Here is a 26,965-nt window from a genome sequence, read left to right as displayed (position 1 = left end):
GAGACGGCCTGAGAACGCCCACACGCAGCGGCCATCAGGGAATGAGAAACTGAGTCTTCGCTGCTCTCCCCCCAACTTTGCAACGGCACCCATACGAGCCAGGTGCGCGTCATGCGGGCAGCCCATTCAACAACGGCTGCACCAGTCGACGCTGCGTCGGTCGCGGCCTGTGTTTGTTTTGTACTCCATAGTCCATCAACTGCTAGCATCGCGGACATGGGTAGACCACGAACGTTTGACGAGGCGACAGTGCTGGATGCCGCGGCCGCGCAGTTCAGGGTGCGTGGATTCGCGGACACGTCGACTGAGCAGTTGTGCGCGGCGGCCGGGGTGCGGCGGAGCAGCCTGTACAACGCCTTCGACTCCAAGGATGAGCTGTTCGTTCGAGCACTGGAGCGCTATGTCGAGGTCACTGGTGAGAGTCAGGAGGCGGTGCTCGCCGATGCCGAACTGGATGGCTTCGCACGCGTGAGCGGCGTTCTGAATCTCATGATCGCCGAGGAGTACGAGGCGTCCACTGAAGGGCACGCGGCCGGGTGCATGGTCGTGACGACACGCATGACGCCGGACCGCGGCAGTCAGGACCCGCGCGTCGCCCGCATCCTCGACCGTGCACTGGGACGCCAGCTCGCGATGCTGGAGCACGCCGTCAGGGCCGGCAGGTTCGACGGCAGCCTCCGGCCGGACCTGGACGCTCGGGACACCGCACTGCTGGTCGTCACCCTGATCTCAGGGATTCGCGTCATGGCACAGGCCGGCTCCGCACCCGAGGAACTGCGGCGGATCGTCGCACTCGGCCTCAGTGCCCTGACACCTTGATACGCCACTACTGAGAAATCCGTGAGCTGTCGGGCTCACCTGCACCTTTATTTTGTACTAGAGAATCCACATTGGAGACCGGGCAATGAAGAAATACCTGTACGTACTGATGCTCACGATCATGGTGGTGGTCATGAGCGAGTTCCAGACCGCGGGGATGATGCCGCAGATCGCCGCAGACCTGGGCGTCTCGACCGGCCAGGTCGGGACGGTGGTCACTTTGTACGCGCTCGGCATGGCGCTCGGAGGCCCGCTGCTGGTGTACCTCCTGCGGCATCGCCCACCCAAAGCCTCGCTGTTGATCGTCATCGGAACCTATGCCGCGCTGGAGGTCCTGGTCCCGCTGATCCACGAGTTCTGGTGGCTGGCACTGCTTCGCGTCCTGACCGGATGCCTCTCCGGCGCCGCCTATGGCATCGCCGTGTCCTACAGCGCCCGACTGGCCCCGAGTCCGGAGAAGATCGGCGAAGCAGTGTCCATCGTGCTCGGCGGCATCATGATCGGAACCGTCATCGGCCTGCCGCTGTCGCACTTCCTCGCGGCCCGCTGGGGCTGGCAGTCCAGCTTCTACATCCTAGGCATCGCGGCCTTCGCCGTGTTCCTCATCAGCCTGCTCACCCTGCCCGCCCGTGAAGCCGCCACCCAGGAAGCCGCCGCACAGGACCTGCGCAAGCTGCGCTCGCCGAAACTCTGGTCCAGATACCTGGTCAGCCTGCTGACCATCGGCGCAGCCTTTGCCGGCTTCTCCTACTTCACCCCGCTGCTGGAACAGAACGCCGGCTTCGCGACGAATACGACGACCCTGATCCTGCTCGCCTACGGGATCGTGTCCTTCATCGGCAACCTCATCGTCGGCAAGTTCGCCGACCAGCACGCCATCGGCATCCTGCGCATCGGACACACACTGCTATTCATCTCACTCGCGCTCCTTGGAGCCTTCAGCAACGCACAGCCGCTCGTACTGGCCATGGTGCTCATCGTAGGCGTCGCCGGAGTGCCGATGAACCCCGCCATGGTCGCCCGCGTCGCCGAAATCGGAGGAACCGGGAACATGGTCAGCACGGTGCACACCTCCCTCATTACCATGGGCGTCGCCCTGGGATCAGCAATCGGCGCGCTCGCCATCGGCCGAGCCGGTGACGATCCCTCCGCAGCCATGTGGATCGGAGCAGCCTTCGCCGTTCTCGCCACACTCACCCTCGCAACACAAGCACGAGGCAGAAGACAACCTCTTCGACCGCCCCATGCAACTGAAACAGTAGATTGTGTCTGATCTGCTGATCTGATCAGATCACATCTCCAATCGGCAGGCCCGTCGATCTCCTGGACCATCAAACAGACGTAGCTACTTTCGCATCCCAACGGCGTTCTCGTCTCCATGTAGCGCTGTGTCGCTTATGACACTTGGTCGAGCGGGTCGGACTACTTGAGCCCGACGGGTGCGGCGTCCTCGTCCGCCGAACTCAGGACGGATGCCAGGAGTCCGGGGAAGCGTTCTTCGAGGTCGTCGGCGCGCAGATGGACGTAGCAGCGGGTGCCCTCGTCGCGGGTGCGGGTGATGCCCGCGCTGCGCAGCGTTTTCATGTGGTGGCTCAGCGTCGACTTCGACACGGGGGCATCCAGTTCGCCCCACTGCCGCTCTTGCCCGTCGGAGAGCAGGCGGACGATGCCGAGGCGTAGCGGATCGGACAGCGCGGAGAGCACTCGCGTGAGCGAGAGGTCCGCGGTGGCCGGGTGCTTGGTGTCCGCATGGTCGGTCGGGGGCATGCCTCGATCCTACCTTGTTCGCCGCCTATCGAACGATCATTCATGAAATCGCGCGATGAAGGCGCCGAGATCCTTGCGAACGCCCGCCACCGAGCCCTCTCCCCCGCCCCCGTCGGAGACATCGACGCCGATGCGCGCGCGGAACTCGACGAGCTCTAAACGCTCAGGCGCGCTAACCACGCAACCAGTTGTCCAAGGCCTGCGCGAGCACGCCCCCTTGTCTTCTACTTGGGGTCAGGGCCGGCGGCGAATCTCTCCGGTTTTTCGGGGTCGTAGAACACGCCGACCGTTTCGCCCATTCGGCTGCGCTTCGTGATTGCGACCATGGGAGTCCCTGTGATCGTCCGGCCGTCCTTCGTGGTGAATTGCACCGTCTCCTCGAAATTCCTGCCGGTCTGGCGCACCGATATCACCCGGCCTTGCGTAATCTCGCCGGCGGGACTGTTCCTGAAACGAAATTTGTGGTGCGCGATGCTGACAGCCACGATGACGATAATCAAGACCGCAGCGAATGCGATGCCAACCAAAACTTCCTGCGACATGGTGCGAATCCTCTTCCCCCAAAGATGGCAGTTGAATCAATTCATACCAAGTTCCGGGCGGCGGGGATGCTCGGACAACCCCGGCGGCGCAAAATAAGACATCCTCGGTATCCTGGTAATTGACTGTATTTGCTCGTGCGATGTGTGAATTGGTGATGTGAGAAATGAAGAACCCCGTGTCGTCGTTTGGAAAATTCGTGGCGAAGAAACCACGAGCAGCGATCGCAGGAACAGCCGCTGCCGCGACGGCATCCCTGGCGGTACGCGATCTGCGCCAGAAGAACAACGCGATCTTCCGCAACTACCCGGTGCTGGGCCACGCCCGCTATCTCGCGCACCGCATCCGCCCCGAGATCCAGCAGTACTTCGTGGAGAACAACTGGGACGGCCGCCCCTTCAACTTCCAGACCCGCCAGATGATCAACGAGCGTGCCGACGGCACCGAGGGCGAAATGTCTTACGGCACCGAGCGCGACGTCATGGAGACTGGTTTCGAATACCTTGTCCACTCCATGATGCCGGCGAAAATGCCTGCAGAACCGCCCCGCGCGCACATCGGCGGCAAAGACTGCACGAAGCCCTACGACATGTCGCTGATGAATATCTCCGCCATGTCTTTCGGTGCGTTGTCCGCGAACGCCGTCCGCGCACTCAACAAGGGTGCCGAGCTCGGCGGTTTCGCCCACGACACCGGCGAAGGCGGTCTGAGTAGCTACCACATGGAAAATAACGGGGATCTCGTGTGGGAAATCGGCACCGGCTACTTCTCCGCGCGCACCGAAGACGGTGAATTCGACCCGGCGAAATTCAAAGAGCTCTCCGCCATCGACCAGGTGAAGATGACCGAGCTGAAGCTCTCCCAGGGCGCGAAGCCCGGCATCGGCGGTGTGCTGCCCGGCTCGAAGGTCAGTGCCGAGATCGCGAAGGTCCGCGGTGTGCCGGAAGGCGAAACCTGCGTCTCCCCGTCCCGCCACTCGGTGTTTTCTACCCCGACCGAACTCATCGAGTTCATCGCTGAGATGCGCGAGCTCTCCGGCGGTAAGCCGGCTGGCTTCAAGATGTGCGTCGGCTCGATGATCGACGTCCTGTCCATCTGCAAGGCGATCCGTGAAGTGGGCACCGCGCCCGATTTCATTGTCATTGACGGCTCTGAGGGCGGCACTGCCGCCGCACCCCTCGAATACGAGGACCACGTCGGTCTACCTCTCACTGAGGGCCTGATGATGATGCACAACGCGCTCGTTGGAACTGGCCTGCGGGACCAGATCAAGATCGGCGCGTCAGGCAAGGTCGCGGCCGCCAACGACATTGTCAAACGCCTCATCCAGGGCGCAGATTTCACCAACTCCGCCCGTTCAATGATGATGGCCGTCGGCTGCATTCAGGCCCAAAAATGCCAGACCGGCGGTTGCCCCACTGGTGTGGCCACGCAGAGCAAGTGGCGCCAGCGCGCCCTGGACGTCGATTCCAAGGCAATCCGCGTGAAGAACTACCACAACGCCACTGTCCAGCAGGCGGTGTCCATGATGGCATCGTGCGGCGCAACCGCCCCGGAAGAACTCTCGCCGAATATGCTCCGCCAAGTCATCGCGCCGGGTGTCACCCGTTCCTATGAGGCGCTCTACACTTGGCTCGAGCCCGGCCAGCTTATCGACGACGCCCCCGAGACCTGGGCCGACGCCTGGAACCAGGCCAGCCCGGATGAGTTCCGTCTACCGGTGATCACGAAGGTACGTTAAGTTTCTGCGTCAGCCTGCCAGTTCACGATCTTCAGACCAGACACTCTCGAAAACTCCCTCGTATTCGCAGTGACGAGGGTCAAATCGTGAGCAAGCGCTTGGGCAGCGATCCACATGTCATTGGCCCCGATGACCAGCCCGCGCCGTTCCAAGTCGGCGCGGACTCGGGCGTATGCGAGCGCTGCATCGGTGTCGATCGGCGCAACCGTGTAAATGTCCTTCAACCGCCCCAGTGCAATGCGTTGTGATGCAGCCGCTCCTTTCTCGATTGCCACCATCAGCTCTCCCAAGACGACGGCCGACAACCTCACATTGTCGAGAGGCTCTCCCGCAAGGCGTTCGCGAAGCCGCTGATTCCTGCCCCGCAGGATTTCAATGAAAACGTTCGTGTCTGGTAAATAACCCACTAATCCCCCACTGAATGAACCGGCGCAGGCGGTCCGTCTGCCGGACGATTCAGGGAATCAGCCCAGCCTTCGGGGAGGTCCGCTGTTATGAGGTCAACGGCATCCAGGGCTGACATCTGGGATGGGATGATGACCAAATTCTGGCCGACTTTTCTAATGGCGACGCGGTCCACATCGAGACGAAACTGCTTGGGGATTCGAACGGCTTGGCTGTTACCCGACTGAAAAACAGTCGTGTTCAATTGATTCGAGTCTCTGGGCGAAGTCATAGCAATCTCACCTTCTCACCTCGCATGATGCGCAAATACACGATGAGTATATACCGGCATCGCCAGCGAACTCTAGAGCGATGTCCAACTAGAAAGCGAGAAAGGATAACCTGTTATCCTTTCGCCACTCTGCGTGCGGGGATAGGCTAGCGCCCCTGGTCGCGGCGGTGGCGCTGGGCGGCGCGGGCGCGGCGGTCGTCGATAAGCGTGTCTGCGTCCTCGGCGCGGCGGACGGACTGGTGGCCGGCGTCCGCCTGGGCTTCGGCGACGGGATTGAAATCAGTCTGTTCGCGACGCAGCGCTTCCATCTTCTGCTGCTCGGGGTCACGGCGCATCCACGCGGCGGTGAGCAGCGGCACGGCGATCACGACGCAGGCGATCGCGAGATACATGCCGGCGCCAGTGGAATCGCCGGTGGTGCCAGTCTGGCGCAGCCAAAGGCCGAGCAACGCCGCGACGAGCGAGACACAGCCGGCCATCCACGCGAAGAGGGCGAACGTGGTGCGACGCGCGATCACGAGCAACAGGGTGAACACGGCGAGGCAAAGGAACGACAGGAGTGCGAAGGCGCGCTCCCCGATCGCCACGTCGATGCCGTCCGGCTCGGTGAAGGTGAGCATCTGCCAGCCGGCGGCGTCGCCGGCGAAAGGCAAAATCAAAGAGACCACATAGACGGCCACCGCGGCGGCTAAGACCCAGCGGCGGGAGCCGAGGTCGACGGTGCCGGCGCGTTGCTTCTCGAGGGAGGCGAGGTCGGGGTGGGAGGTGGCGTCGTCAAGCATGCTGCTCATGTTAACCGCACGTGCCGCACGCGTTGGCGGCGCTGGGCGCTTGTTTCGGCGCGCCGATGCTCGGAATACCCAAACCGACGCCCACGGGCGCCGTGGTGGGAACCTGGCCCGCTTCCGCGTTATCGCCGGCGAGCGTGCGGCGGTGGGAGTGAATGCCAGAATCGGCGATCAAATAATGCGGGCGCGAATCGGTGACCGTGACGTGCACGATATCGCCCGGACGCACGGTGCGGTCGATATTGCCCTCGACCGTGAAGTGGACGAGGCGGCCGTCGCGCGCGCGGCCCGACATGCGGCCGGTGTCCTTCTTGTCGTGCGTCTCCTGGATGAGCAATTCCTGGTCGGTGCCCACGAGCTTTTCGTTCTCCTCGGCGCTGATGCGCTCCTGCAGCTCAAGCAGGCGCTCGAAGCGCTCCTGGACGACCTTCTTCGGGATCTGGTCGGCCATCTCCGCTGCGGGCGTGCCGGGGCGCGGCGAGTACTGGAACGTGAACGCCGAGGTGAAACGCGCCTTCTCGACGACGTCGAGCGTCGCCTGGAAGTCTTCCTCCGTCTCCCCCGGGAAGCCGACGATGATGTCGGTCGTGATCGAAGCGTGCGGAAGTTTCTCGCGCACCTCGTCTAAGATGCGGAGGAATTTCGCCGAACGGTACGAACGGCGCATGTCTTTGAGCACCTTGTCGGAGCCGGACTGCAGCGGCATGTGCAGCTGCGGGCACACATTCGGGGTCTCAGCCATCGCGTCGATGACGTCGGAGGTGAATTCCGCCGGGTGCGGCGAGGTGAAGCGCACGCGCTCCAGGCCCTCGATGTCGCCGCAGGCGCGCAGCAGCTTCGAGAATGCGGAACGGTCGCGCTTTAAATCCGGGTCCACGAAATTCACGCCGTACGCGTTGACGTTCTGACCGAGCAGAGTCACCTCGGTGACGCCCTGGTCCACGAGTGCTTTGACCTCGGCGAGGATGTCGCCCGGGCGGCGGTCCTGCTCCTTGCCGCGCAGCGACGGCACGATGCAGAACGTGCACGTGTTATTGCAGCCCACCGAGACCGACACCCAGCCAGCGTAGGAGGACTCGCGCTTGGCAGGCAGGACCGACGGGAAGTGCTCGAGGGCTTCGACGACCTCGACCTGCGCTTCCTCGCTGACACGCGCGCGATCGAGCAGCGCGGGCAGCGCCGCCATGTTGTGCGTGCCGAAGACAGCGTCGACCCACGGCGCCTTCTCGATCACGGTGTCACGGTCTTTTTGCGCCAGGCAGCCGCCGACGGCGATCTGCATGCCCGGGTGGTTGCGCTTGACTTCACGCAGCTGACCGAGGGTGCCGTAGAGACGCTTGTCGGCATTCTCGCGGACAGCGCATGTGTTGAAGACCACGAGGTCGGCTTCCGCGTCGGCGGGAGCAGCCTCGTAGCCGGCGTCTTCCAGCAAGCCGGAGAGTCGCTCGGAATCGTGCACGTTCATCTGGCAGCCGAACGTGCGCACCTCGTAGGTGCGCGGAGCTGCCTGCGTCGTTGTCATCCCGGTTGTCACGGTGCAACAGTGTATTGCCCGCCGCGTTCATCGCATAACTGCTCACCGCGGGCGCGCAGCCACGCTACGCTTGATAGCGATCTTCAAGGGGGCCGGCGCCGATGTCGGTTCCCGCCTTCGGAGGGATTCATGTCCAGCACAGGACACTCACGGGCAGCGCGCGTCACCGTTAGCGCATTCAGCTTATCGACGCTCACCGCCTGCACCCTTTTCCCCGGCAGCGCCAACGATGCGGATCTGCTCGACCAGATCGAAAGCGGCCAGGTGACCGTCGGGTCCGCGTTCACGAACCCGGGGTTGAGCATCCTCCACGACGACGGCTCGGTCGCGGGATTAGACACTGACATTGCCGAGTACGTGATCAACGCGATCGCTGATGACAAGGGCTGGGACCGCCCGAGCATCGAATGGCGACAGGTGCCGCACGGCCAGCGCGCTTCCATGCTGGAGCACGCGTACGTGGACATGATCGCTTCGACGTATTCAATGAATAGCGAACGCGCGGACAAGACGGCTTTCGCGGGTCCGTATCTGGTCACGCACCAGGCGTTGCTCGTGCGCGACGGTGAGAACACCATCACCGGGTTGGACACGCTGAGCGGTCGCAGCTTGTGTTTCGTCACCGGAACCACGGCGGCGGGCACGATCAAAGACGAGCTTCCTGACGTGGTGTTGGAAGAATACGACAACTACAAGGCGTGCTTGGGCGCCCTGCGCGAGGGCCATGTGGAAGCCGTGACCACAGACGCGGCGATTCTCGAAGGCTTCGAAGCGCAGGAGCCCGGAGTTTTCGACGTCGTCCCGCTCGAGGTCGACGGGCGCCCGCTTACCGACGAGCACTACGGCCTCGGACTCCGCCACCACGACGAGGAAACGATCCAGGCTGTCAACGATGCCTTAACGCAGATGTACGACGATGGCTCCTTTGACCGGTTCGTGTCTGAAAACCTGCAGGCCGACCCCGATACGATGCGTGACACCCCGGGCGACACGTCGTTCCTCGACGGCCCTTAGCCAACGTTTTGAAGTTCGTCGCACCTCTCGTCGAGCGCTTCCTTGGCGATCTGCAGCGCCATTGACTCAGGGAAACCGCGCCGGGCGAGCACCCCGACGATGCGCCGAAGTTCTTTATCACGGCCAGCTCTGTCGGCGGGAACGCTTTTCACGGAGCGGGCTTTCTTCTGTGCGAGTCCGCGGGCGAGCTCGCGTTCGTCGTCCTCGTCGATCTGCTCCAAGGCAGCGTCTTGGTCCGCGGCAGAGACACCCTTGTCCTGTAATTCACGGCGGAGCACCATGGCAGATTTGCCGCGGCGCTCAAAGCGCTGGCGGACCCATTCGTGGGCGAAGGCTCCATCGTCGATGAGGCCGGAGCGCTGGAGGGAGTCCAGGACATCGTCGATAAGCTCTGGCGCGGGAGGTTCCTCCCCTTCTTTAACGCGCCGCTGATCGAGGAGGCGCTCGCGCAGCTCGTGGCGGGAGCGGGACCGCTGATCGAGCAGACGCAAAGCACGCTCGCGCACTTTCGCGGCAGCCTTTTCGTGCTCGTGATCGATCAGTCCCGGCCCCCGCCGGCCGCGTACGCATCGAGCGCCTCTTGCAGCTTGCGGAGCTTTTCCGGGTCAGGTTCGCGCCGTTGCGGCATAGGGCGTTATTTCTCCCCGGCCGCAGCGCCCTCGTCTTCATCGTCGAAGTCGATATTGGGCACCATGTCGATAGCTTCGTCGCTCAGTTCGTCATCCTTGCCAGCGAATTCGCCGACGCCGAGCTTCTGGAAGATCTTTTGCTCGAGCTCGTTGGTCAAGTCTTGGTTCTCTTTGAGGAAGAGACGGACCTTCTCCTTGCCCTGGCCAAGCTGGTCACCCTCGTAGGTGAACCAGGAACCGGACTTCTTGATCACGCCGTTTTCCACGCCGAGGTCGATGATGGAGGACTCGCGGGAGATGCCCTCGCCGTACATGATGTCGAATTCCGCGATCTTGAACGGCGGGGAGACCTTGTTCTTGACCACCTTGAGGCGCGTGCGGTTGCCGATGGAATCCTGACCGTCCTTGAGCGTCTGGATACGGCGCACATCGCAACGCACCGACGAGTAGAACTTCAGTGCCTTACCACCGGTGGTGGTCTCCGGCGAGCCGAACATGACACCGATCTTCTCGCGCAGCTGGTTGATGAAGATGGCCGTCGTGCCGGAGTTGTACAAAGCACCCGTCATCTTGCGCAGAGCCTGGGACATGAGGCGGGCCTGAAGACCGACGTGGGAATCGCCCATCTCGCCTTCGATCTCCGCCTTCGGGGTCAGCGCGGCCACGGAGTCGATGACGATGATGTCAATCGCACCGGAACGCACGAGCATGTCCGCGATCTCGAGAGCCTGCTCACCAGTGTCCGGCTGGGAGACCAGCAGGTTGTCGGTGTCCACACCGAGCTTCTTGGCGTAGTCGGGGTCGAGGGCGTGCTCCGCGTCGATGAATGCGGCGATACCGCCGGTACGCTGCGCCTGCGCGATGGCATGCAGTGCAACGGTCGTCTTACCGGAAGACTCCGGGCCGTAAATCTCCACGATGCGGCCACGCGGCCAGCCGCCAATACCGAGCGCGACATCGATGGCGGTATTTCCAGAGGAGATGGATTGGATCGGCGGGCGCTTCTCGTCACCCAGGCGCATGATCGCGCCCTTGCCGTAGTCCTTCTCGATCATCGCCATTGCCGCGTCAAGCGCGTTCTGGCGGTCATTCGCAGCGGAGGCAGCTTTCTTTTTCGTTGCCATGGCGTGGTTCCTTTCGTTTCGTGTGTTCCCGGTTCAACCCCCGGTTAAAGCAGTCTCATCTTCTTAGACCGCTCCAAGCGGTGTCCGGTTCCCCGTTCACTGCAAATCACACTAGTGGTCTTTGCGACACCACCATCGAACATACACGCACGAATGTTCGAATGATTCACTCCCCCGGGCGATCAATTCCCAGTCGGCGCTCTTCGGGAATATCGAAGTCGTCGCACAGGTGGTCCCACACGTCGCGGGGGTCCACGCCGGCGTCGATAAGCTCGCCCGCTGTCTTCCCTTCGCCGGAGAAAACGTGCGAGGACACGACCCACTTTCCTTTCGCGTCGCCGAATTCGTCGACGACGAGTTGGTGGAATTCCGTCAATCGCATGCGCACCACCTTACGCGCCCCGATTTTCGCTTCTCGACGCTTGCCCCTCCCCTCGAATTGAACGACGTTCAAGTGGGCCGCTAATGTTTCCTTTATGACAACTTCACGCACCTCGGGCGCGCGCGGAACCAGCGCAGCCACCGATATCGCCTATATCGCGGTCTTCGCCGCCCTGATCTCTGTCCTTGGCTTCGTCTCCATTCCCATCGGAGCCGCGGGTGTGCCCATCGTGCTGCAGAATGCGGCGACGATTCTCGCCGGCCTCGTGCTCGGCGGCCGCCGCGGCTTTTTGGCTACCGCCTTGTTCCTGCTCGTCGGTTGCTTCCTGCCGGTGCTCGCCGGTGGCAGCACCGTCATTCACGCGCTTGCGGGCCCGACGGTCGGCTACCTCGCGGGCTACCTGCTCGGCTCCGGCGCCTCGGGCCTGATCGCGTACCGCGCGCCTTTCAACAACAAGGCCGCGACCATCGCCGTGTTCTTCCTCGGCGGTCTCGTCGCCATCGCGTTCCAGTATGTGCTCGGTTCCTTCGGCCTGGTGTGGCGCGCGGATATGGGTCTCGGCGCCGCATTCGCCGCGCAGCTCGCGTTCATCCTCCCCGACCTGGGCAAGCTGGCCGTGATGGTCGCGATCGCTTTCGCCGTCCACTCCGCCTTCCCGCAGCTGCGCCGCACGCGTTAATCTCTCGTCGTGCCCACCATCTCTTTCGACCGCGCCAGCGTCGCCTACGACACCGATGTCATACTGCAGCCGCAGACGCTCGAGCTGAGCGAGCAACGCATCGGCATCATCGGCTCCAACGGCTCCGGTAAATCAACGCTGGTGCGGCTGATCAATGGGCTGATCGAGCCGTCATCAGGCACCGTGTCCTACAACGGTCTCGACGTCGCCGAGCACGGCAAAGACGTGCGTAAGAAGGTCGGTTTCATCTTCTCCGACGCCGAAGCACAGATCGTCATGCCGCGGGTCCGCGACGACATCGCGTTCTCCCTGCGCCGTTTCAAGCTGCCCAAGGCTGAAGTCAATGCGCGCGTGGACGACATGCTGGAACGCTTCCAGCTTGCCGACCGCGCCGAGAATTCCCCGCACACTCTCTCCGGCGGTGAGAAGCAGATGCTCGCCCTAGCAGCCGTCATGGTCATCGAGCCTGAGACGATCATCGCCGACGAACCGACGACGCTGCTCGACATGCGCAACCGCCGCCGCATCATTCGCGAGCTGACATCCCTCGACCAGCAGGTCATCGTGGTCACCCACGACATCGACATGCTCACCGAATTCGATCGCGTCCTGTGCGTCAACGACGGCGACATCGTATTTGACGGCCCAGCGCGCGAGGCCATCGCGTTCTACACCGACCTGATGGACAAGCTTGACGACGTTGACCGGGACGGTGAGACGTGAGAATCAGAGAACTTCCCATGGGCGTCTACGTCCCTGGCACGACGCCTGTTCATCGCGCCTCTCCCGCCACGAAATTCGCAGGGCTGTTGCTCTTCATCATTTTGATCACGGTGCTGCCGACGAAGCCGTGGCACCCGCTCGCCGCTGCCGGCGGCGTCGCTGTGCTGTACGCCGTCGCCAAGATTCCGCTCCGAACTGCCCTGCGCCAAGTCCTGCCGATCCTGCCGTTCATGGCCTTCATCGGCGCCTTCCTGTGGTGGCAAAACGGCCTGGAGAAGATGCTCATCACCGTCTTCGGTCTCATCGCCGCCCTGATGGCTGCGAGCCTGTTCACGCTGACCACCACGATCGAGGACCTCATGGAGGCCCTGGAGACAAATATGGCTCCGCTTGAGCGCATCGGCGTGCCCGTGGACACCGTGAGTCTCGCCATCGCGCTGACAATCCGCCAGATTCCGGTGTTGCTCGGCACCGCCAACGAGTCCCTCGACGCACGAAAGGCCAGGGGCGCGAATTTATCGCTCCTGGCCTTCGGTACCCCGCTTGTCATCCGCAGCGTCCGCTACGCCCAGCTCATGGGCGAGGCGCTCATGGCGCGCGGTGCGGTGGATTAGCAGCTACTGATTAGCGCTCGCCGCGCAGCTCACGCATACGCGCTGCGACTGCGTCTTGGTCGACGTTGGAGTAGTCAGTGGCGGAATTAGCAGCATTGGACGCAGACGAGGTGCCCTGCTCGATCGCGGGCTTCTTTCCGGACTCGAGCTCGCCGCCCATCTCGGCGCGGATCTGCTCGAGACGGCTGTGGCCGGCCATCTGGATGCCAGCCTGCTCCACCTCGGCCATGCGGCCCTGGACGGAGTTCTGGGCAAGTTCGGCCTGGCCGAGAGCGTTGGAGTAACGGCGCTCGATCTTTTCGCGCACCTGGTCCAGATTCGGGGAGGAACCATCGGTGAGCGAGTTCATGGACTGCAGGGACTCGGCGACCTTCTCCTGCATCTTGGCCTGCTCGAGCTGGGACAGGAGCTTAGAACGCTCAGCGACCTGCTGCTGCAGCTTCATGGAGTTGCGCTCCACGGCCTGCTTGGCCTGCTCTGCCTGCTGGAGAGCCTGGTCGTGCAGAGTCTTGGTGTCCTCGACGCCCTGCTCAGCGGTGACCAGCTGGGCAGCGAAAGCCTCAGCGGCGTTCTCGTACTCGACGGCCTTGGAATTATCGCCATCGGCACGGGACTTGTCAGCCAGCTTCAGCGCCTGCTTGGTATTCGCCTGCAGCTTCTCCACATCAGCCAGACGACGGTTCAGCTGCATCTCCAGCTGACGCTGGTTACCGATCACGGCCGCAGCCTGCTGAGACAGCTCCTGGTGCTGGCGCTGAGCCTCACCGATCGCCTGCTCGATCTGGATCTTCGGATCGGCATTCTCTTCAATCTTGTTGTCGAAGAGCGCCATGAGGTACTTCCAGGCTTTAACGAAAGGATTCGCCATGGTGTTTCAGTCTCGCCTTTCTACCGCGTGGTGTTTCACCACGTCACGTGATTAATCGCTAACGGTTCAATGGTAGCGGAGCGCGACAGGTCGCGCGCGGGAGTTTTTCTATACCTCGGCGGCCGCCGGCGGGGTATGAGCCAGCTCGTGCTCCATCGACTGCAGGGAGAGGTTCGCCGCCGCCTCGAGCAACAGCTCGGCAACGGTGGTGTCCAACGCGATGCACACGGAGGCCAAAAGCTCGGAGGAGACTTCCTTGCGGCCGCGCTCCAATTCGGAGATATAGCCCGGTGAGACGCGTGCCTCGTTCGCCAGCTCGCGCAGTGTCACGCCCTTGTCGGCGCGGAATGCGCGAAGCGACATTCCCAATGCCTCGCGCAACAGCGGTTCGCGTACCTTCGTCTGCGTCTTCTTCGCAGAATCCTCGCGCGCGCCGTCCTCAGTTCGGGTCGTAACAGGTTGGTAATTGAGCGTCGTCGTAGTTGCCATCACGTCGTTCAACGATCGTCCCCTTGTTTTTGTTCCCGATCAGTTTCATGAAGTACTGCCACGATAGCCGCAGCGACGGCCAGTTCGCGGATCTCCTGCCGCTGCCCCACCAGCACTCGCACCGGTTCGCGGCTCCCCGGAACCAGCGCGAACTGCGTCGCTAGCGCTTCCTGGGAATTACCGGCGAGAATCTCCGCAGCTGGAAGTGAGATGGTGCGTGACGGTCCCGAGACCGCAATGTGGACCTCGCCGACCGGGTGCCCGTCCTGCGGATCGGGCCCTGCCACACCCGTTAAGGCCACACCCCACGTCGCGCCGCACTTTTCGCGCGCGCCACGGGCCATGTGCCGGGCAGTCACCGCGGCCACAGGGCTGTGCTTTTCCAACACAGACTCGGGCACACCTGCCAGTGATGCCTTCAGATCCGTGGCGTACGTGATCAGTCCTCCGCGCAGCACATTGGAAGCACCGGGAACTTTCGCCACGGTCGCGCTGGCCAGCCCCGCTGTCAGGGACTCACAAAAAGCGACGGTCTCGCCGCGTGACGCGAGAGTGCGGACAAGATCGGGGGCAGCGGAGACGTCGATAAGCGTGTCCTGTGTCATGCGTCCTTCCTGTTCGCCTTGGCACCGTCGACGAGGTACTGCACGCCCGTGACCACCGTGACCACGACGGCGACGAGCATGACCACGAGCGTCGGGATATCCATCCAGCCAGGCAGCGGGCACAGATACATGGCCACGCCGATGGTTTGGAGCACTGTCTTGAGTTTGCCGCCCTTCGATGCGGGCACGACTTTGCCGTTTCGCAGCATGCCCATGCGCCAGAAGGTGATGCCCAGCTCGCGCGCGATGATCACGACGGTGATCCAGATCGGCAGCGGGCCCGCGATATTGAGCGTGACCAGCGCCGTGATCATCAGCGCTTTATCCGCAATCGGGTCGGCGATCTTGCCGAAGTCCGTGACCAGGCCCCGCGAGCGCGCGATATCGCCGTCGAGTTTGTCGGTGATCATCAGCGCGACAAAGAGCCCGAACGCCCACCACCACCGTTCCGTGAGCACTAGCCACGCGAAGACGGGGATGAACAGGATGCGCAACGACGTCAAAATATTGGGCAGATTCCAGTTCGACTGTGTGGTCTGGCTCGGAGCATTCACGCCTTCAACCCTACATTCCATGCTCTCGCGCTAGACCCCGCGCCCATGGCTTATCTCATCGCGACGTACACGTACTGGGACTAGCCCTATTTCTTCCGGCCGCCGCGCGCGACGTCCAAGTGGTCGGTCTCGCGCGAACCGGTCGCGGTGTGATCGCCCTTGCCTGAAGTCGCCGGGTCGTCAATCCACTCGATGTGGTGGCCGTGGTTGTCCACCTTGCGGCGGTTGCCGTGGTCATCGAAGTCGATGTGGTACTTCTGCTCCTCGCGGCTGGAACGGCCCGCCTTCACATCGGCGCGATCCTTCATGATCGAGGCCACCGCCGTCACCGCCAGCACGCCGACGATCACCGCCAGGGACAGCACGGTGCCGACCTCCGGCACGTTCATGCCCTCACCGCCGTTGATGAACGGCAGGTTGTTCTCGTGCAGTGCATGCAGCAGCAGCTTCACACCGATGAAGCCCAGCACCACCGCGAGGCCGTACGGCAGGTAGACGAGCTTGTCCAGCAGACCGTTGAGCAGGAAGTACAGTTGGCGCAGTCCCAGCAGTGCGAATGCGTTGGCCGTAAACACCAGGAATGCTTCCTGGGTGATGCCGTAGATCGCCGGAATGGAGTCAAAGGCGAACATCACGTCGATGAAGCCGATGGACAACAGCGCCACGAATAGCGGCGTGACCGCCTTCCTTCCTGCCACCGTCATGGAGAACAACCGGTCGCCGTGGTAGGACCTAGTCACCGGAATGACCTTGCGCAGCGTCTTGACCACGAACATGTCCTTCGGGTCCGGATCCTCCTGATCGGTCGCCTCGTCGTACACCAGCTTGATCGCGGTGTAGAGAAGGAAGGCGGCGAAAATGTAGAAGACATCCGACCACGCCTCAATGATCACTGCGCCGAGCAGAATGAACAGTAAACGGCAGATCAGGGCGATGACGATGCCGATGAGAAGCACCTTCTGCTGGTACGCGCGCGGGATCTTGAACGATCCCATGATCAGCGCGAACACGAACAGGTTGTCCACGCTGAGCGAGAGCTCCGTGATGTAGCCAGTGAAGAACTGCACGGCGTGCTCCGAGTCCCACATGACCCACACGAGGCCGCCGAAGACGCACGCCATCGCCATGTAGAACGCGGCCCAACCGCCCGATTCCTTCATCGTCGGCTCATGCGGGGTGCGCACGTGCGAGACGAAGTCGAAGATGAAAAAGCCCAAGATCACCGCCGAGGTGATCAACCAAATAGACAGGGGCACATGCATAAATAGAACCTCCGGTTGCGACGAAAAATAACCGGAGGTCTCCCCCACCCTCTCACGTGATGGGCCACCCGGACCGGGAACCGCATAGGTTGGCCGTGTTGACGATCCGAGGCGCTTTCGGGGTACTCCCCTCCAACAGAGAGCAAGACTACTTGATCGCCCCGGCGAGCACACACCCCGACCCTCAGAGCCGTGGCCTAAACGGAGAAGGGATCGTCGTCGGCATCGAGATTCAGCCGGAGCTCAATCGCATCGGCGATCTCGGCTACAAGATGATCGCCGCGACAGTCGCCGATGAACGCCGCGGCCATGTCGGTACCTGCGGCTACTCCCGAAGATGTCCACCGGTCGCGGTCATGCACCCACCGCGCCGACCGGTGCCACTCGACATTTACGCCAAAGCTCGTGGCCCACTCGAAGGCTCTCTTATTGCTCGTCGCTGCATATCCCTCGAGCAGGCCGGCTGCAGCGAGAAGCGCGGATCCCGTGCACACTGACATCAAGATCTGCGATTGGTCGGCCAGCGCATTCAACTGGGCGAGGAAGTGGTCGTCTTCGACCAGCCGGCGCGTCCCCATGCCACCCGGCACGAACAGCACATCCCCGGTTGCCGAACTAAAGTCGCCGTCCACGCCGAGCCGGACGCCTTGAGAACTCGCGACGGAACCACCGTCCGCTGAAAGCATTTCCACGTCGAAGTCGTCAACTTTGGACAGCACTTCAACCGGGCCAGCCACATCGAGCAGCTCAACATTGTCGAAAAGGACGACAGAGAACCGAAGCCCATGAGTAGCACCCATCGGTTAGAACGCACCCCCGGTCGGGTTGTAGGTGGCCTTCACGGTCTGGGTGTCGCCATCTGCCGCATCCGAATCGCTGGACGCTTCTTCTGCCGCGGTTTGCTCTTCGAGCACTTCCTTGGGCGCTTCGGCCGGGTCAGCGCCCTTGATCATCCACTGGATGGTCTCGAGCTCCTCGGGCTTCACCAGGACCTCGCGGGCCTTGGAACCCTCGGACGGGCCGACGACACCGCGGGATTCCATGAGGTCCATCAGGCGGCCGGCCTTGGCGAAGCCGATACGGAGCTTGCGCTGCAGCATGGACGTGGAGCCGAGCTGGGAGGTGACGACGAGCTCGACGGCCTCGAGGAGGTCGTCCATATCCTTGCCGATCTCCTCGTCGATCTCCTTCTTCTCCGGAGACTTCTCCTCGGTGACGCCTTCGGTGTAGTGCGGCTCGCCCTGCTCCTTGACGGCATCGACAACAGCCTGAATCTCCTCATCGGAGACGAATGCGCCTTGGAGACGCTGCGGCTTACCGGCGCCCTGCGGAATGAACAGCGCATCGCCCATACCGATGAGTTTCTCGGCACCGCCCTGGTCGAGGATGACGCGGGAGTCGGTGAGAGAGGATGTCGCAAAAGCGAGGCGGGACGGCACGTTCGTCTTGATCAGGCCGGTGACCACGTCGACGGACGGACGCTGGGTTGCCAGCACGAGGTGGATGCCGGCGGCGCGCGCCTTCTGGGTGATGCGGACGATCGAGTCCTCGATCTCCTTCGGCGCGGTCATCATGAGGTCGGCGAGCTCGTCGACGACGCAGACGATCAGCGGGTACGGGCGCATTTCGCGCTCGGAGCCCAAAGGAGCGGTGTGCTCGCCGGAGCGGACCTTCTTGTTGAAGTCCTTGATATGGCGCACGCGCGCGGACTTCATGTCCATGTAGCGCTGCTCCATCTCTTCGACGAGCCACTGCAGAGCCGCGGCAGCCTTCTTCGGCTGGGTGATGATCGGTGTGATCAGGTGCGGGATGCCCTCGTACGGGGTCAGCTCCACCATCTTCGGGTCGACAAGAATCAGGCGGACTTCTTCCGGCGTCGCGCGCGTCAGCAGCGACACCAGCATGGAGTTCACGAACGCGGATTTACCGGAACCGGTCGAACCAGCGACGAGCAGGTGCGGCATCTTCTGCACGGAGGCGGAGACGAAATCGCCCTCAATATTCTTGCCCAGGCCGATGAGCATCGGGTCCTGCTCACTGCGCACCTGCGGCGCATCGAGCACGTCGCGCAGACGGACCATCTCGCGGTCGGCATTCGGCACCTCGATACCCACGGCAGATTTGCCCGGAATGGGAGTCAGCAGACGCACGTTATCGGTGGCCACAGCGTACGCGAGGTTGGACTGCAGGTTCGTGATCTTGGAGACCTTCACGCCCGGGCCAAGCTCGACCTCGTAGCGCGTCACTGTCGGGCCGCGCGAGAATCCCGTCACCGCCGCATCGACCTTGAACTCGTCGAAGACGTCGGTGATCGCCTCGATCATCCGGTCGTTGGTTTCGGTACGGGTCTTCGGCGCGTTGCCCGGCAGCAGCAAGCTTGTCGACGGCAGGTTGTAGTCGCTCGCCCCCTCCGGCTCCCGTACGGCCGGAGCATTGGTTGCCTGCTGCTCCTTCTCGGAATTCGGCGTGGACGCCGGGATAGCCGAGGCATCGATGTCCGAACGGGCGACGATCTGCTTGCGCATTTCTTCGCGCGCTTGCGTCACTGCATCGCTGGCGCCAACTGCACCAGCAGCGGCCGCCCCAGCAGCAGCCCCGGCACCAGCAGCGGCTGCACCGCCGACCTTCTGAATCGGTGCGGTATCAGACGGCTTCGACGCAGGTTTAGCCTTCGGTGCTGGCTTGCGGCGCGGTGTTTCAGCCGGAGCTGGTGCCGGTGCCTCAGCAACAGGAGCGGCCGGAGAAGCCGGGATCTGCTCGGTGAACTGATCGTCAGAGTCGAACTCGCTGCTGAAGTCGTACACTTCGTCCTGCGCTGCCGAACGGGACATCGCACGGGTCTCGTTAGCTGCCGGAGGACGAGAGTTGGTCCGGCGGCGACGGGGAGCGGGCTCGGCGGGGGCGTCGAAAAGCGTCGGGTCGCCGGCTTCCTCGTCGGCGGGCTCGACTGGGTAATTGTCCATCGGCGTGCGGCGCTTACGCGGCTGGCTGCGGCCTTGGACGCGCTCGCGTGGGCGACGCTCACGCCCCTCGGCGATGTCGTCGAGATCGCCGTCGACGTAGCCGTACATGTCGTCGTCTTCGGCCTCATCTTCGTGCGGATCCGGAGTGTGCGCATTCGACACGATGCTGCGGAGCACGTTCCGGATGTAGTCGAAGGATTCGCGCACGGTGATACCGGTGGCGAGAAGTGCCGCATAGACGATGACGAGACCGAGCAGCGGAACTGCGACGAATGGAGTGAATCCAGCACTGAGCGGTCCACCGATAATGGCGCCAATGGCGCCGCCGGCGATCTTCCTGTCAGGCCAGCTTTCCGGCGTACCGGCGAAGATATGGATCAGACCGAGCATGCAGACCGCAATGATCGTGAGACCTGCACCGCTGTGGGCGCGTTCGGACGCGGTCCTGCCGAGCCCGAGCATGATCGCGACGGCGATGCCGACGAGGATCACGGGAAGAACAAGTGCACCAGCACCGATCACCCAGTGCACGCCACTTGCGATAGCAGCGCCGACAGGACCTGCGATATCCAGCCAGACAGACGCGCCGAGCACGGCTGCGAGGCCGATAAGGATCAGGCCGAGAGCATCGACATGGCGACCGCGCCCCGGGACGTCGTCGTGTTCGTCATGAGCATCAAAGGAATCATCCACGTCCCCAGCCTCCTCGGGTGCGTCGTAGGAATCGTCGTACCCATCTGGCTGCGCCGAACGCCTCCGGCGGCGGCGCGCAGGTGCTCCATCAATCTCATCGTCGGTACGGCGCTTCTGTGAGCCTGTGGCCTTACGGCCGACAGAAGAGAACGCTCCCGTCACCTCCCGGGCAGCATTGCCCATTCCTCGCCCGACGGCACCGACAGCGGAGCCGACGCGCTCATCAGCGGAAGCGGCGGCGACCATGGTTCCGGATGCGGAATTGCGCGAGTACCCGCCTGTGGTGCGGTTATCGCGGCTCTTCGGCCCGGTCTTGGGGCGGCCTTTCTGGCGGCGCTGGGTACTGGTGACAGACATGGCCACCACTGTAGTGCCCAGTTGCACCTCAAGTCACATGCGCCACACCGGGACGCTCAATTTTCATGGTGTCTAGAGTCGACGCTTGACTTCCTGAACTGCTTGCTCGTCGCCGTCAATGCGAACCTCGACTGCATCGCGGCCGGTGACCCACAGCAGCAGTTCCCCGGGCTCGCCGGAAACGCGGACGACCCGGTCGCCCTGGTCCACCACACCCCGTTTGCCACCGAGTGTGACTGGCGGGTGGTTCGGCGGGGTCAAGACGACTGGCACATCAGAGCTTTTGAGCGCCATCAGGCCCATTAACTTCGCGGCCTTCATGAGGTCGTTTTCTACCGTGCGGGAAAACTCGCGGGGCGCAACCTCTCCCCCACCCCGGCGGACATCCTCGTGGTGAATGAAGTGTTCCGAGGTGTTCATCGCTTTGTCCAAGGGCTTCATGAACACCGGCGGTCCTGCTGCCCACTCTTTGACTACATCGTCGAATGGGCGCTGCTTCACTTTGGCCTGGGCGTCTTTTGTCGTTTTCGATAGCGCCGGCAGGAAATATCCGCCAGCCAAGTGCGGCTTGCGCTCACGGAGGTAGAGGTGCACGGCGAGATCAGCGGTCGTCCATCCGTCGCACAACGTCGGGGCATCGGGCCCCTTTTCGAGCATCAGCTGGGCGAGCTTTTCACGTTCTTTTTGCTGAAACGACATAGGCCCCAGCCTAGCGTGGCTGGGGCCTATGGTTCCGGGGTTCGTCGGGAAGCGAATTACAGGGATTCGCGCGATGCCTCGACGTCCTCGTTGCTGAGCGGTGCTGTGTCGTCGGCGTTCATCGGAACGACCGTCGGCAGGATCACCGGCTCGCGCTTGTACTTCTGCTCGATGGTGCGGGACACGCGGCGACGAATCTGCTGCACCATGCGGTACGGATCGTTCTCGCCTTCCGCCGCCAGATCGAACATGGTGTTTTCCACCAGCTCGACCAGGTCAGGCAGGACACCGCGGTCGTCGTCGACAAGACCGGTGGTGGACACGACCGGGCGCTCGATGAGGCGGCTCGTGCGGTCGTCGATCACGCAGGTGATGGAGATGACGCCGCCGGCGGCAAGGTTCGTGCGGTCGGTCAGGACGTCCGGGTCCACATCGCCCATCGTGGTGCCGTCCACGTACAGGTTGCCCACCTGGTACTGGCCAGCGACCTTGAGCTTGCCGTCGACCATGTCCACGACAACGCCGTTCTGTGCCAGGACGGTGTTCTCCGGCTTCACGCCCGTCGCGATCGCCAGCTCCTTGTTGGCGCGCAGGTGGCGCCACTCACCGTGCACCGGCATTGCGTTGCGCGGGCGGGCCATGTTGTAGAGGAACAAAAGCTCGCCGGCGTAACCGTGGCCGGATGCGTGAACGTGAGCGTCATCGCTGGTGATCACGTTCGCACCGATCTGGGCCAGGTTGTTGATGACGGCGAAGACCGCTTCCTCGTTGCCCGGGATGAGCGAGGAGGACAGGATGATCGTGTCGCCGTCGCGCACGGTGATCTGACGGTGCTCGCGGCGGGACATGCGCGACAGAGCGGCCATCGGCTCGCCCTGCGTACCGGTCGTGATCAGCATGACGCGGTGCGGAGCCATCTTCGCGGCTTCCTCGATCGGGATGATCGTGCCCTTCGGAGCCTTGAGCAGATTCATCTTCTCGGCGATCTCCATGTTGCGGATCATGGAGCGGCCGTTGAAGGCGACCTTGCGGCCCGAGGCGACGGCCGCGTTGACCGCCATCTGGACACGGGACACATTCGACGCGAAGGACGCCAAGACGACGCGCTGCTTCGCAGCCTGCACGAGACGGATCAGGGTCTCCTCGATGCCGGCCTCAGAAGCAGAGATGCCCGGAATCGTGGCGTTGGTGGAATCGCAGAGGAACAGGTCGATGCCCTCGTCGCCGTAGCGTGCCAGCGCCGGGAGATCCGTCGGCTTATTGTCGTACGGAGTCATGTCGACCTTGACGTCGCCGGTCATGCAGACCGTGCCAGCGCCAGTCTTGATGACCACGCCGAGGCAGTCCGGAATGGAGTGACCGACGTGGAAGAAGCGCAGGTTGAACGGGCCGACTGTCACCTCGGACTTCGGGTTGACCTCGTTCAGCTTCGGACGCTGGCGGTGTTCCTTGGTCTTCGCGGCAATGAGCGCGTTGGTGAATTTCGCCGAGTAGATCGGGATATCCGGACGCAGCTTGAGCAGCCACGGGATAGCGCCAATGTGGTCCTCGTGGCCGTGGGTGACCACGAGCGCTTCAACCTTGTCCAGCTTGTTCTCGATCGGGCCGAAGTCCGGCAGGATCAAATCCACGCCCGGCTCGTCGGAAGACGGGAAGAGCACACCGCAGTCCACGATGAGCAGACGCCCGTTGTACTCGAAGACCGTCATGTTTCGGCCGATCTCGGAAATACCGCCGAGGGCGTAAATACGCAGACCATTCTGCGGGGGCTTCTGCGGTGCGGGCAGACGCTTGGTCAGATCGGCGCCCTGCATACCCTTCACCGGGTTACGGCGGTTGTCGCCGCCACCACGACCGCCGCGTCCACGCCCACGCCCGCGGCCACGACCACGGCCGTTGCCGCCGCCGTTATTGCCGCGTCCGCCACGGTTGCCGCCGCCGCGGTTGTTGCCGTTGCCGTTTCCGTTGTTGTCGCGGTTGCCGTCGCCGTTGCCGTTGCCGGAACCGTTGTTGCCCCCGTTGTCGCCGGGTTGGGTATCCGCAGCCTGGAAGACCGGCTGCTGATCGCCGGCCTCCGGCGGGCCCGCCTTGCGGGTCACTTTACGGGAGCGATTGCGGGGTTCGTTCATACTTATAGGACTCCAGCCTTTTCCATGTCGCGGCGCAGAGCCTCCAACTGCGTGTCATCTACTCCGACAACAGGCAGGCGGGGTTCTCCGACCTCGATGCCCTGCAGACGCAGGGCCGCTTTTGCAAATGTCACTCCACCGAGCGCTGCTTGCTGTCCAGCGAGCACGCTCATGGTGGTGGCGTTGATTTCCCGCGCGCGGGCGAGGTCGCCTTCCTCGAAGCTTGTCACCATTTCTCTCATCAGACCTGGGGCTGCGTGGCCGATCACGGAGATGACTCCGGTCGCGCCGACGGAGAACCACGGCAGGTTGAGAACGTCGTCGCCAGAGTACCAGGCAAGGTCCGTATCGTTGATAATCGCGGTCGCCTCAAGCATGTCGCCCTTGGCGTCCTTGACCGCCTTCACGGTCGGCAACTCGGCGAGAGCGCGGATCGTGGACCCGGCGATGGGTATGCCGGAACGGCCCGGAATGTCGTACAGGCAGATCGGCAGTTCGGTCGCCTCAGCCACGGCCGTGAAGTGCTTGAGCAGTCCAGCCTGGGACGGCTTGGAGTAGTACGGCGTGACCACGAGAAGCGAATCAGCGCCAGCATCGCGGGAAGCCTTGGCCAGCGCGATGGTGGAGCGTGTGTCGTTCGTGCCGGCTCCGGCCATGATCTTGACGCGGTCGCCGAGCTCCTCGCGGACAGCCTTGATCAGTGCGATCTTCTCGTCCGGGGATGTCGTCGGGGATTCGCCGGTGGTGCCACCGAGGATGAGAGAGTCGACACCGTTGTCGACAAGGTGGGCAGCCAACTTTCGCCCGGCCTCTAGGTCGAGTTCGCCGTTTCGATCGAACGGGGTGACCATTGCGACACCGACAGTGCCGAGTTCTTCTGCACCGGTTTGTGCTTTCGTTGAAATGCCCATGGTTATCTAGGGTACATTCTCTTCCCCGCCAATCTGTGTAGCCCTATCGGGCTTTTGTGGCGGGGGCAGAGTTCTTATCCGGCGTATGGGCTGGTGGCCATCACAGAGCCGTCGGCAAGCGTGCTGATGAGGAAATCGTCGAAAAGCGCAGGTGCTTGTTTTTTGAGGATTTCCAGGCAGGCAACGGCGAGTTCGCGAATTTCGGTGTCGGCGTGCTCGCTTGCGCGCGCGGCGATGAATTCGCGCCATGCCCGGTAGTTGCCGGTGACCACGAAGCGTGTCTCGGTCGCGTTGGGCAGGATTGCGCGCGCAGCTTGGCGCGCTTTCTTCTTGCGCAGCAAAGCGTTCGGTTCGGCATCGAGGTTGTTCTCGAGCGCCTGGAGGAGTTCCTCGTAGATGAAGCGTTGCTCGTCGACTGCGGCGAGGAACATGCGCGCCAAGTCCTCATCTTCCGCGATCGCGTCGGGCATGACGACATCGGCCTCCCCCGCCGGCACGAAACGTTGGGAGAGCTGGGAGAACGATAGGTGGCGGTGGCGCAACAGCTCATTGCCCGCCGCACGCGACAGCCCGCGCACGTACAGCGTCGCGGTCGCGTGCTCGAGCAGCGCGTCGTGGCCCACCTCGAGAATGTGGCGCAGGTACGCCTCATTGCTCGCGGTGTGCGGGTTCGGCTTGTCGAAGGTCTCGTAGCAGGCGCGGCCCGCGAATTCGATGAGCGCTTCTGCGTCCGAAGCGGCGGGGTCTTGGTCCCAATCGACGTCGGCGGGCGCCGCGAACGAGGTCGCCGCGACGAGTTGAACGTCCAGCTTTTTGCTCTGTGTCATCTACAGGCCCAGGTAGCTATCCAGCCCGACGGTGAGTCCCGGGTTGTCCGCGACCTGGCGGATGCCGGTGAGCACGCCCGGCACGAAGGAATCGCGGCCATAAGAGTCCTGGCGGATGGTCAGCGACTGGTCGGTGGTGCCGAAGATGATTTCCTCGTGCGCGACCATGCCCTGCATGCGCACGGCATGCACCTTCACACCGTCGATGTCTGCACCGCGGGAGCCGTCGAGCGCCTGCTCCGTCGCGTCCGGCATCGCGGACATATTCGCTTCTCGACGAGCCTCCGCAATCCCCTGCGCCGTCTTCACCGCCGTGCCGGACGGTGCGTCGAGCTTATTCGGGTGGTGGTACTCAACGACCTCAGCCGACTCAAAGAACGGCGCGGCCTGACGAGCGAATGCCATCGCCAGCACAGCGGAGATGGCGAAATTCGGGGCGATCAGAACGCCCACTCCATCGTTGGCGGCGCACCAGTCGCGCACCTGCTGGTAGCGCGCATCGTCGAAGCCAGTGGTGCCCACCACCGCGTGAATGCCGTGGCTAATGCAGAACTCCAGGTTGTCCATGACCACGCCCGGGGTGGTGAAGTCGACCACGACCTCTGCCCCGTTATCCACGAGCAGATCCAGCGAGTCGCCGGCGCCGACCTCGGCGACAAGCTCCACGCCGTCGGCCGCTTTAACGCCTGCAACGACCGCGGAGCCCACACGGCCCTTCGCGCCCAGCACTCCGACCTTGATAGACATGATCCGCCTTCCTGCCGGTATGAGCACCGGCGCTTTTCTTTAGTCGTTCGCTTTCTGCCTAACTACCATAGCGCCGCCGTGTGACCACGCCGCCGAAACCTCGCTGCGGGGCCACTTCCACGGACGAGCGGCCTGTCAGTAGTCGCCTCGCATCATTCCCCCAGCTAGAATGAAACATATGAAACTCAAGTCACTCCAGTTAACGGCAGTTATCGTCGCGTCGGGACTCACGCTGGCAGGGTGCGCTGGCGACAACGTCGCTGAGCCCACCCTGACCGAGCAGACGCCCGAATCGACGACCGCAGCCCAGGAGCAGACGGAATCCGCCACGTCCGAGGCCGACAGCCAGACCCGTCAGGCCGCGATGGATCCCGCTGCCGCCGCCAACGGGTTCAGCACCGAGCCGACCGAGAAATTCGGCGACGGCTACGGTGAGCTGCGCACCACCGATATCCGCGTCGGTTCCCACGACGGCTTCGACCGGCTCGTCATCGAATTCGAGGGCACCGGGGAACCGCGCTACCACATCGGTTACAACAACGACCCCCACCAGGACGGCTCCGGCTTTCCCATCGACGTGCCCGGCGCCGCGAAGCTGGAGATGATTGTCCACGGAACTGCCCCGGATATGTCACCGGACGCGAAGTACAAGCCGAACACCAACCTGGGCCTAAGCAGTGGCAATATCGTGGATGTGTACAACGGCGGCGCCTTCGAGGCGACCTCCCAGTACGTCGTTGGTCTGAAAAGCGAGCGCCCGTACAAGGTCGAGATCCTGCACGAGCCGACGCGTCTTGTCGTCGACTTTCAGAACTAGCCTATAGCCCAACG

The 26,965-nt window shown here is 63.1% G+C and carries 29 protein-coding genes; 8 read left to right on the top strand and 21 right to left on the bottom strand.

What is annotated here, in order from left to right; translation table 11 throughout:
* Nucleotides 1–216 precede the first annotated feature (216 nt).
* The gene (locus M3G19_RS08005; RefSeq protein ID WP_042529878.1) at nucleotides 217–819 is read left to right on the top strand and encodes a TetR/AcrR family transcriptional regulator; all 603 of its coding nucleotides are present in this window, start codon (nucleotides 217–219) and stop codon (nucleotides 817–819) included.
* Nucleotides 820–904: 85 nt separating this feature from the next.
* Nucleotides 905–2,092 (top strand): MFS transporter, encoded by a 1,188-nt coding sequence (locus M3G19_RS08000; RefSeq protein ID WP_259902085.1) that lies wholly within the window; start codon nucleotides 905–907, stop codon nucleotides 2,090–2,092.
* Between the two features lie 149 nt (nucleotides 2,093–2,241).
* On the opposite strand, the gene M3G19_RS07995 is transcribed toward M3G19_RS08000, so the two are convergent.
* Both M3G19_RS07995 and M3G19_RS07990 read right to left on the bottom strand, forming a co-directional pair.
* Entirely contained in the window at nucleotides 2,242–2,586 is a 345-nt protein-coding gene (locus M3G19_RS07995) for a helix-turn-helix transcriptional regulator (RefSeq protein ID WP_055090314.1), read from the bottom strand.
* 224 nt (nucleotides 2,587–2,810) lie between these two features.
* Nucleotides 2,811–3,128, bottom strand: coding sequence for a DUF3592 domain-containing protein (locus M3G19_RS07990; RefSeq protein WP_259902082.1), 318 nt, complete (start codon nucleotides 3,126–3,128; stop codon nucleotides 2,811–2,813).
* A gap of 164 nt (nucleotides 3,129–3,292) precedes the next feature.
* Between M3G19_RS07990 and M3G19_RS07985 the strand changes: the two genes are divergently transcribed.
* The gene (locus M3G19_RS07985; RefSeq protein ID WP_259902081.1) at nucleotides 3,293–4,867 is read left to right on the top strand and encodes an FMN-binding glutamate synthase family protein; all 1,575 of its coding nucleotides are present in this window, start codon (nucleotides 3,293–3,295) and stop codon (nucleotides 4,865–4,867) included.
* Here M3G19_RS07985 and M3G19_RS07980 read toward each other — a convergent pair.
* From M3G19_RS07980 to miaB, 4 genes are all read right to left on the bottom strand, one after another.
* Nucleotides 4,864–5,274 carry a PIN domain-containing protein gene (locus tag M3G19_RS07980; RefSeq protein WP_259902080.1) on the bottom strand — a complete coding sequence of 137 codons (411 nt, stop codon included), beginning with the start codon at nucleotides 5,272–5,274 and terminating at the stop codon, nucleotides 4,864–4,866. The genes M3G19_RS07985 and M3G19_RS07980 overlap by 4 nt on opposite strands.
* A complete protein-coding gene (locus M3G19_RS11950) occupies nucleotides 5,274–5,543 on the bottom strand; it encodes an antitoxin (RefSeq protein ID WP_396121767.1) in 270 nt (89 codons plus the stop codon). Before M3G19_RS11950 ends, M3G19_RS07980 begins: the two co-directional genes overlap by 1 nt.
* Before the next feature lie 146 nt (nucleotides 5,544–5,689).
* Nucleotides 5,690–6,325: a hypothetical protein gene (locus M3G19_RS07975; RefSeq protein ID WP_259902079.1), complete on the bottom strand. Its 636-nt coding sequence runs from the start codon at nucleotides 6,323–6,325 to the stop codon at nucleotides 5,690–5,692.
* Between the two features lie 10 nt (nucleotides 6,326–6,335).
* Nucleotides 6,336–7,853 (bottom strand): tRNA (N6-isopentenyl adenosine(37)-C2)-methylthiotransferase MiaB, encoded by a 1,518-nt coding sequence (gene miaB / locus M3G19_RS07970; RefSeq protein ID WP_259902091.1) that lies wholly within the window; start codon nucleotides 7,851–7,853, stop codon nucleotides 6,336–6,338.
* A 141-nt stretch (nucleotides 7,854–7,994) separates the two neighbouring features.
* Between miaB and M3G19_RS07965 the strand changes: the two genes are divergently transcribed.
* Nucleotides 7,995–8,879: a glutamate ABC transporter substrate-binding protein gene (locus M3G19_RS07965; RefSeq protein WP_259902078.1), complete on the top strand. Its 885-nt coding sequence runs from the start codon at nucleotides 7,995–7,997 to the stop codon at nucleotides 8,877–8,879.
* On the opposite strand, the gene M3G19_RS07960 is transcribed toward M3G19_RS07965, so the two are convergent.
* The 3 genes from M3G19_RS07960 to M3G19_RS07950 all read right to left on the bottom strand — a co-directional run bounded on the left by M3G19_RS07960 (nucleotide 8,876) and on the right by M3G19_RS07950 (nucleotide 11,014).
* Nucleotides 8,876–9,385 carry a regulatory protein RecX gene (locus M3G19_RS07960; protein WP_396121766.1) on the bottom strand — a complete coding sequence of 170 codons (510 nt, stop codon included), beginning with the start codon at nucleotides 9,383–9,385 and terminating at the stop codon, nucleotides 8,876–8,878. The genes M3G19_RS07965 and M3G19_RS07960 overlap by 4 nt on opposite strands.
* Nucleotides 9,386–9,513: 128 nt before the next feature.
* A complete protein-coding gene (recA, locus tag M3G19_RS07955) occupies nucleotides 9,514–10,632 on the bottom strand; it encodes a recombinase RecA (protein ID WP_210574212.1) in 1,119 nt (372 codons plus the stop codon).
* Between the two features lie 166 nt (nucleotides 10,633–10,798).
* Nucleotides 10,799–11,014 carry a DUF3046 domain-containing protein gene (locus M3G19_RS07950; RefSeq protein ID WP_210574209.1) on the bottom strand — a complete coding sequence of 72 codons (216 nt, stop codon included), beginning with the start codon at nucleotides 11,012–11,014 and terminating at the stop codon, nucleotides 10,799–10,801.
* 94 nt (nucleotides 11,015–11,108) lie between these two features.
* On the opposite strand from M3G19_RS07950, the gene M3G19_RS07945 reads away from it, so the two are divergent.
* The 3 genes from M3G19_RS07945 to M3G19_RS07935 are packed head-to-tail and all read left to right on the top strand — an operon-like array spanning nucleotide 11,109 to nucleotide 13,030.
* Complete coding sequence (locus M3G19_RS07945) at nucleotides 11,109–11,693, top strand: biotin transporter BioY (protein ID WP_259902077.1); 585 nt, start codon at nucleotides 11,109–11,111, stop codon at nucleotides 11,691–11,693.
* Nucleotides 11,694–11,702: 9 nt separating this feature from the next.
* Nucleotides 11,703–12,416, top strand: a complete 714-nt coding sequence (locus M3G19_RS07940) for an energy-coupling factor ABC transporter ATP-binding protein (protein WP_259902076.1) — start codon at nucleotides 11,703–11,705, stop codon at nucleotides 12,414–12,416.
* A gap of 17 nt (nucleotides 12,417–12,433) precedes the next feature.
* On the top strand, nucleotides 12,434–13,030 hold the full coding sequence (locus tag M3G19_RS07935; RefSeq protein ID WP_259902074.1) for an energy-coupling factor transporter transmembrane protein EcfT: 597 nt from the start codon (nucleotides 12,434–12,436) through the stop codon (nucleotides 13,028–13,030).
* A 10-nt stretch (nucleotides 13,031–13,040) separates the two neighbouring features.
* On the opposite strand, the gene M3G19_RS07930 is transcribed toward M3G19_RS07935, so the two are convergent.
* The 12 genes from M3G19_RS07930 to dapB all read right to left on the bottom strand — a co-directional run bounded on the left by M3G19_RS07930 (nucleotide 13,041) and on the right by dapB (nucleotide 26,134).
* Complete coding sequence (locus tag M3G19_RS07930; protein WP_259902073.1) at nucleotides 13,041–13,898, bottom strand: PspA/IM30 family protein; 858 nt, start codon at nucleotides 13,896–13,898, stop codon at nucleotides 13,041–13,043.
* Between the two features lie 108 nt (nucleotides 13,899–14,006).
* Nucleotides 14,007–14,387 carry a helix-turn-helix domain-containing protein gene (locus tag M3G19_RS07925; RefSeq protein ID WP_259902090.1) on the bottom strand — a complete coding sequence of 127 codons (381 nt, stop codon included), beginning with the start codon at nucleotides 14,385–14,387 and terminating at the stop codon, nucleotides 14,007–14,009.
* Nucleotides 14,388–14,395: 8 nt separating this feature from the next.
* Nucleotides 14,396–14,992, bottom strand: a complete 597-nt coding sequence (locus M3G19_RS07920; RefSeq protein WP_259902072.1) for a CinA family protein — start codon at nucleotides 14,990–14,992, stop codon at nucleotides 14,396–14,398.
* A complete protein-coding gene (pgsA, locus tag M3G19_RS07915) occupies nucleotides 14,989–15,567 on the bottom strand; it encodes a CDP-diacylglycerol--glycerol-3-phosphate 3-phosphatidyltransferase (RefSeq protein ID WP_259902071.1) in 579 nt (192 codons plus the stop codon). Before pgsA ends, M3G19_RS07920 begins: the two co-directional genes overlap by 4 nt.
* Nucleotides 15,568–15,632: 65 nt before the next feature.
* Nucleotides 15,633–16,808 (bottom strand): TerC family protein, encoded by a 1,176-nt coding sequence (locus M3G19_RS07910; protein WP_259902070.1) that lies wholly within the window; start codon nucleotides 16,806–16,808, stop codon nucleotides 15,633–15,635.
* A gap of 197 nt (nucleotides 16,809–17,005) precedes the next feature.
* Nucleotides 17,006–17,608 carry a DJ-1/PfpI family protein gene (locus tag M3G19_RS07905; RefSeq protein ID WP_259902069.1) on the bottom strand — a complete coding sequence of 201 codons (603 nt, stop codon included), beginning with the start codon at nucleotides 17,606–17,608 and terminating at the stop codon, nucleotides 17,006–17,008.
* A gap of 3 nt (nucleotides 17,609–17,611) precedes the next feature.
* Nucleotides 17,612–20,821 carry a DNA translocase FtsK 4TM domain-containing protein gene (locus M3G19_RS07900; protein WP_396121765.1) on the bottom strand — a complete coding sequence of 1,070 codons (3,210 nt, stop codon included), beginning with the start codon at nucleotides 20,819–20,821 and terminating at the stop codon, nucleotides 17,612–17,614.
* Nucleotides 20,822–20,893: 72 nt separating this feature from the next.
* Entirely contained in the window at nucleotides 20,894–21,520 is a 627-nt protein-coding gene (locus tag M3G19_RS07895) for a TIGR03085 family metal-binding protein (protein ID WP_259902068.1), read from the bottom strand.
* A 56-nt stretch (nucleotides 21,521–21,576) separates the two neighbouring features.
* On the bottom strand, nucleotides 21,577–23,649 hold the full coding sequence (locus M3G19_RS07890) for a ribonuclease J (protein WP_311198345.1): 2,073 nt from the start codon (nucleotides 23,647–23,649) through the stop codon (nucleotides 21,577–21,579).
* Nucleotides 23,650–23,651: 2 nt separating this feature from the next.
* A complete protein-coding gene (dapA, locus tag M3G19_RS07885) occupies nucleotides 23,652–24,560 on the bottom strand; it encodes a 4-hydroxy-tetrahydrodipicolinate synthase (RefSeq protein WP_259902067.1) in 909 nt (302 codons plus the stop codon).
* Between the two features lie 74 nt (nucleotides 24,561–24,634).
* Nucleotides 24,635–25,387, bottom strand: coding sequence for an FAD-dependent thymidylate synthase (gene thyX / locus M3G19_RS07880; RefSeq protein ID WP_259902066.1), 753 nt, complete (start codon nucleotides 25,385–25,387; stop codon nucleotides 24,635–24,637).
* A complete protein-coding gene (dapB, locus tag M3G19_RS07875; RefSeq protein ID WP_259902065.1) occupies nucleotides 25,388–26,134 on the bottom strand; it encodes a 4-hydroxy-tetrahydrodipicolinate reductase in 747 nt (248 codons plus the stop codon). It abuts the gene before it with no gap.
* 178 nt (nucleotides 26,135–26,312) lie between these two features.
* On the opposite strand from dapB, the gene M3G19_RS07870 reads away from it, so the two are divergent.
* On the top strand, nucleotides 26,313–26,951 hold the full coding sequence (locus M3G19_RS07870) for a hypothetical protein (protein WP_259902064.1): 639 nt from the start codon (nucleotides 26,313–26,315) through the stop codon (nucleotides 26,949–26,951).
* Nucleotides 26,952–26,965: the final 14 nt, after the last annotated feature.

This window comes from Corynebacterium sp. p3-SID1194, from assembly GCF_025144155.1.
In the GTDB taxonomy this organism is placed as follows: domain Bacteria; phylum Actinomycetota; class Actinomycetes; order Mycobacteriales; family Mycobacteriaceae; genus Corynebacterium.
This window is presented reverse-complemented; position numbering and strand designations above follow the sequence as displayed.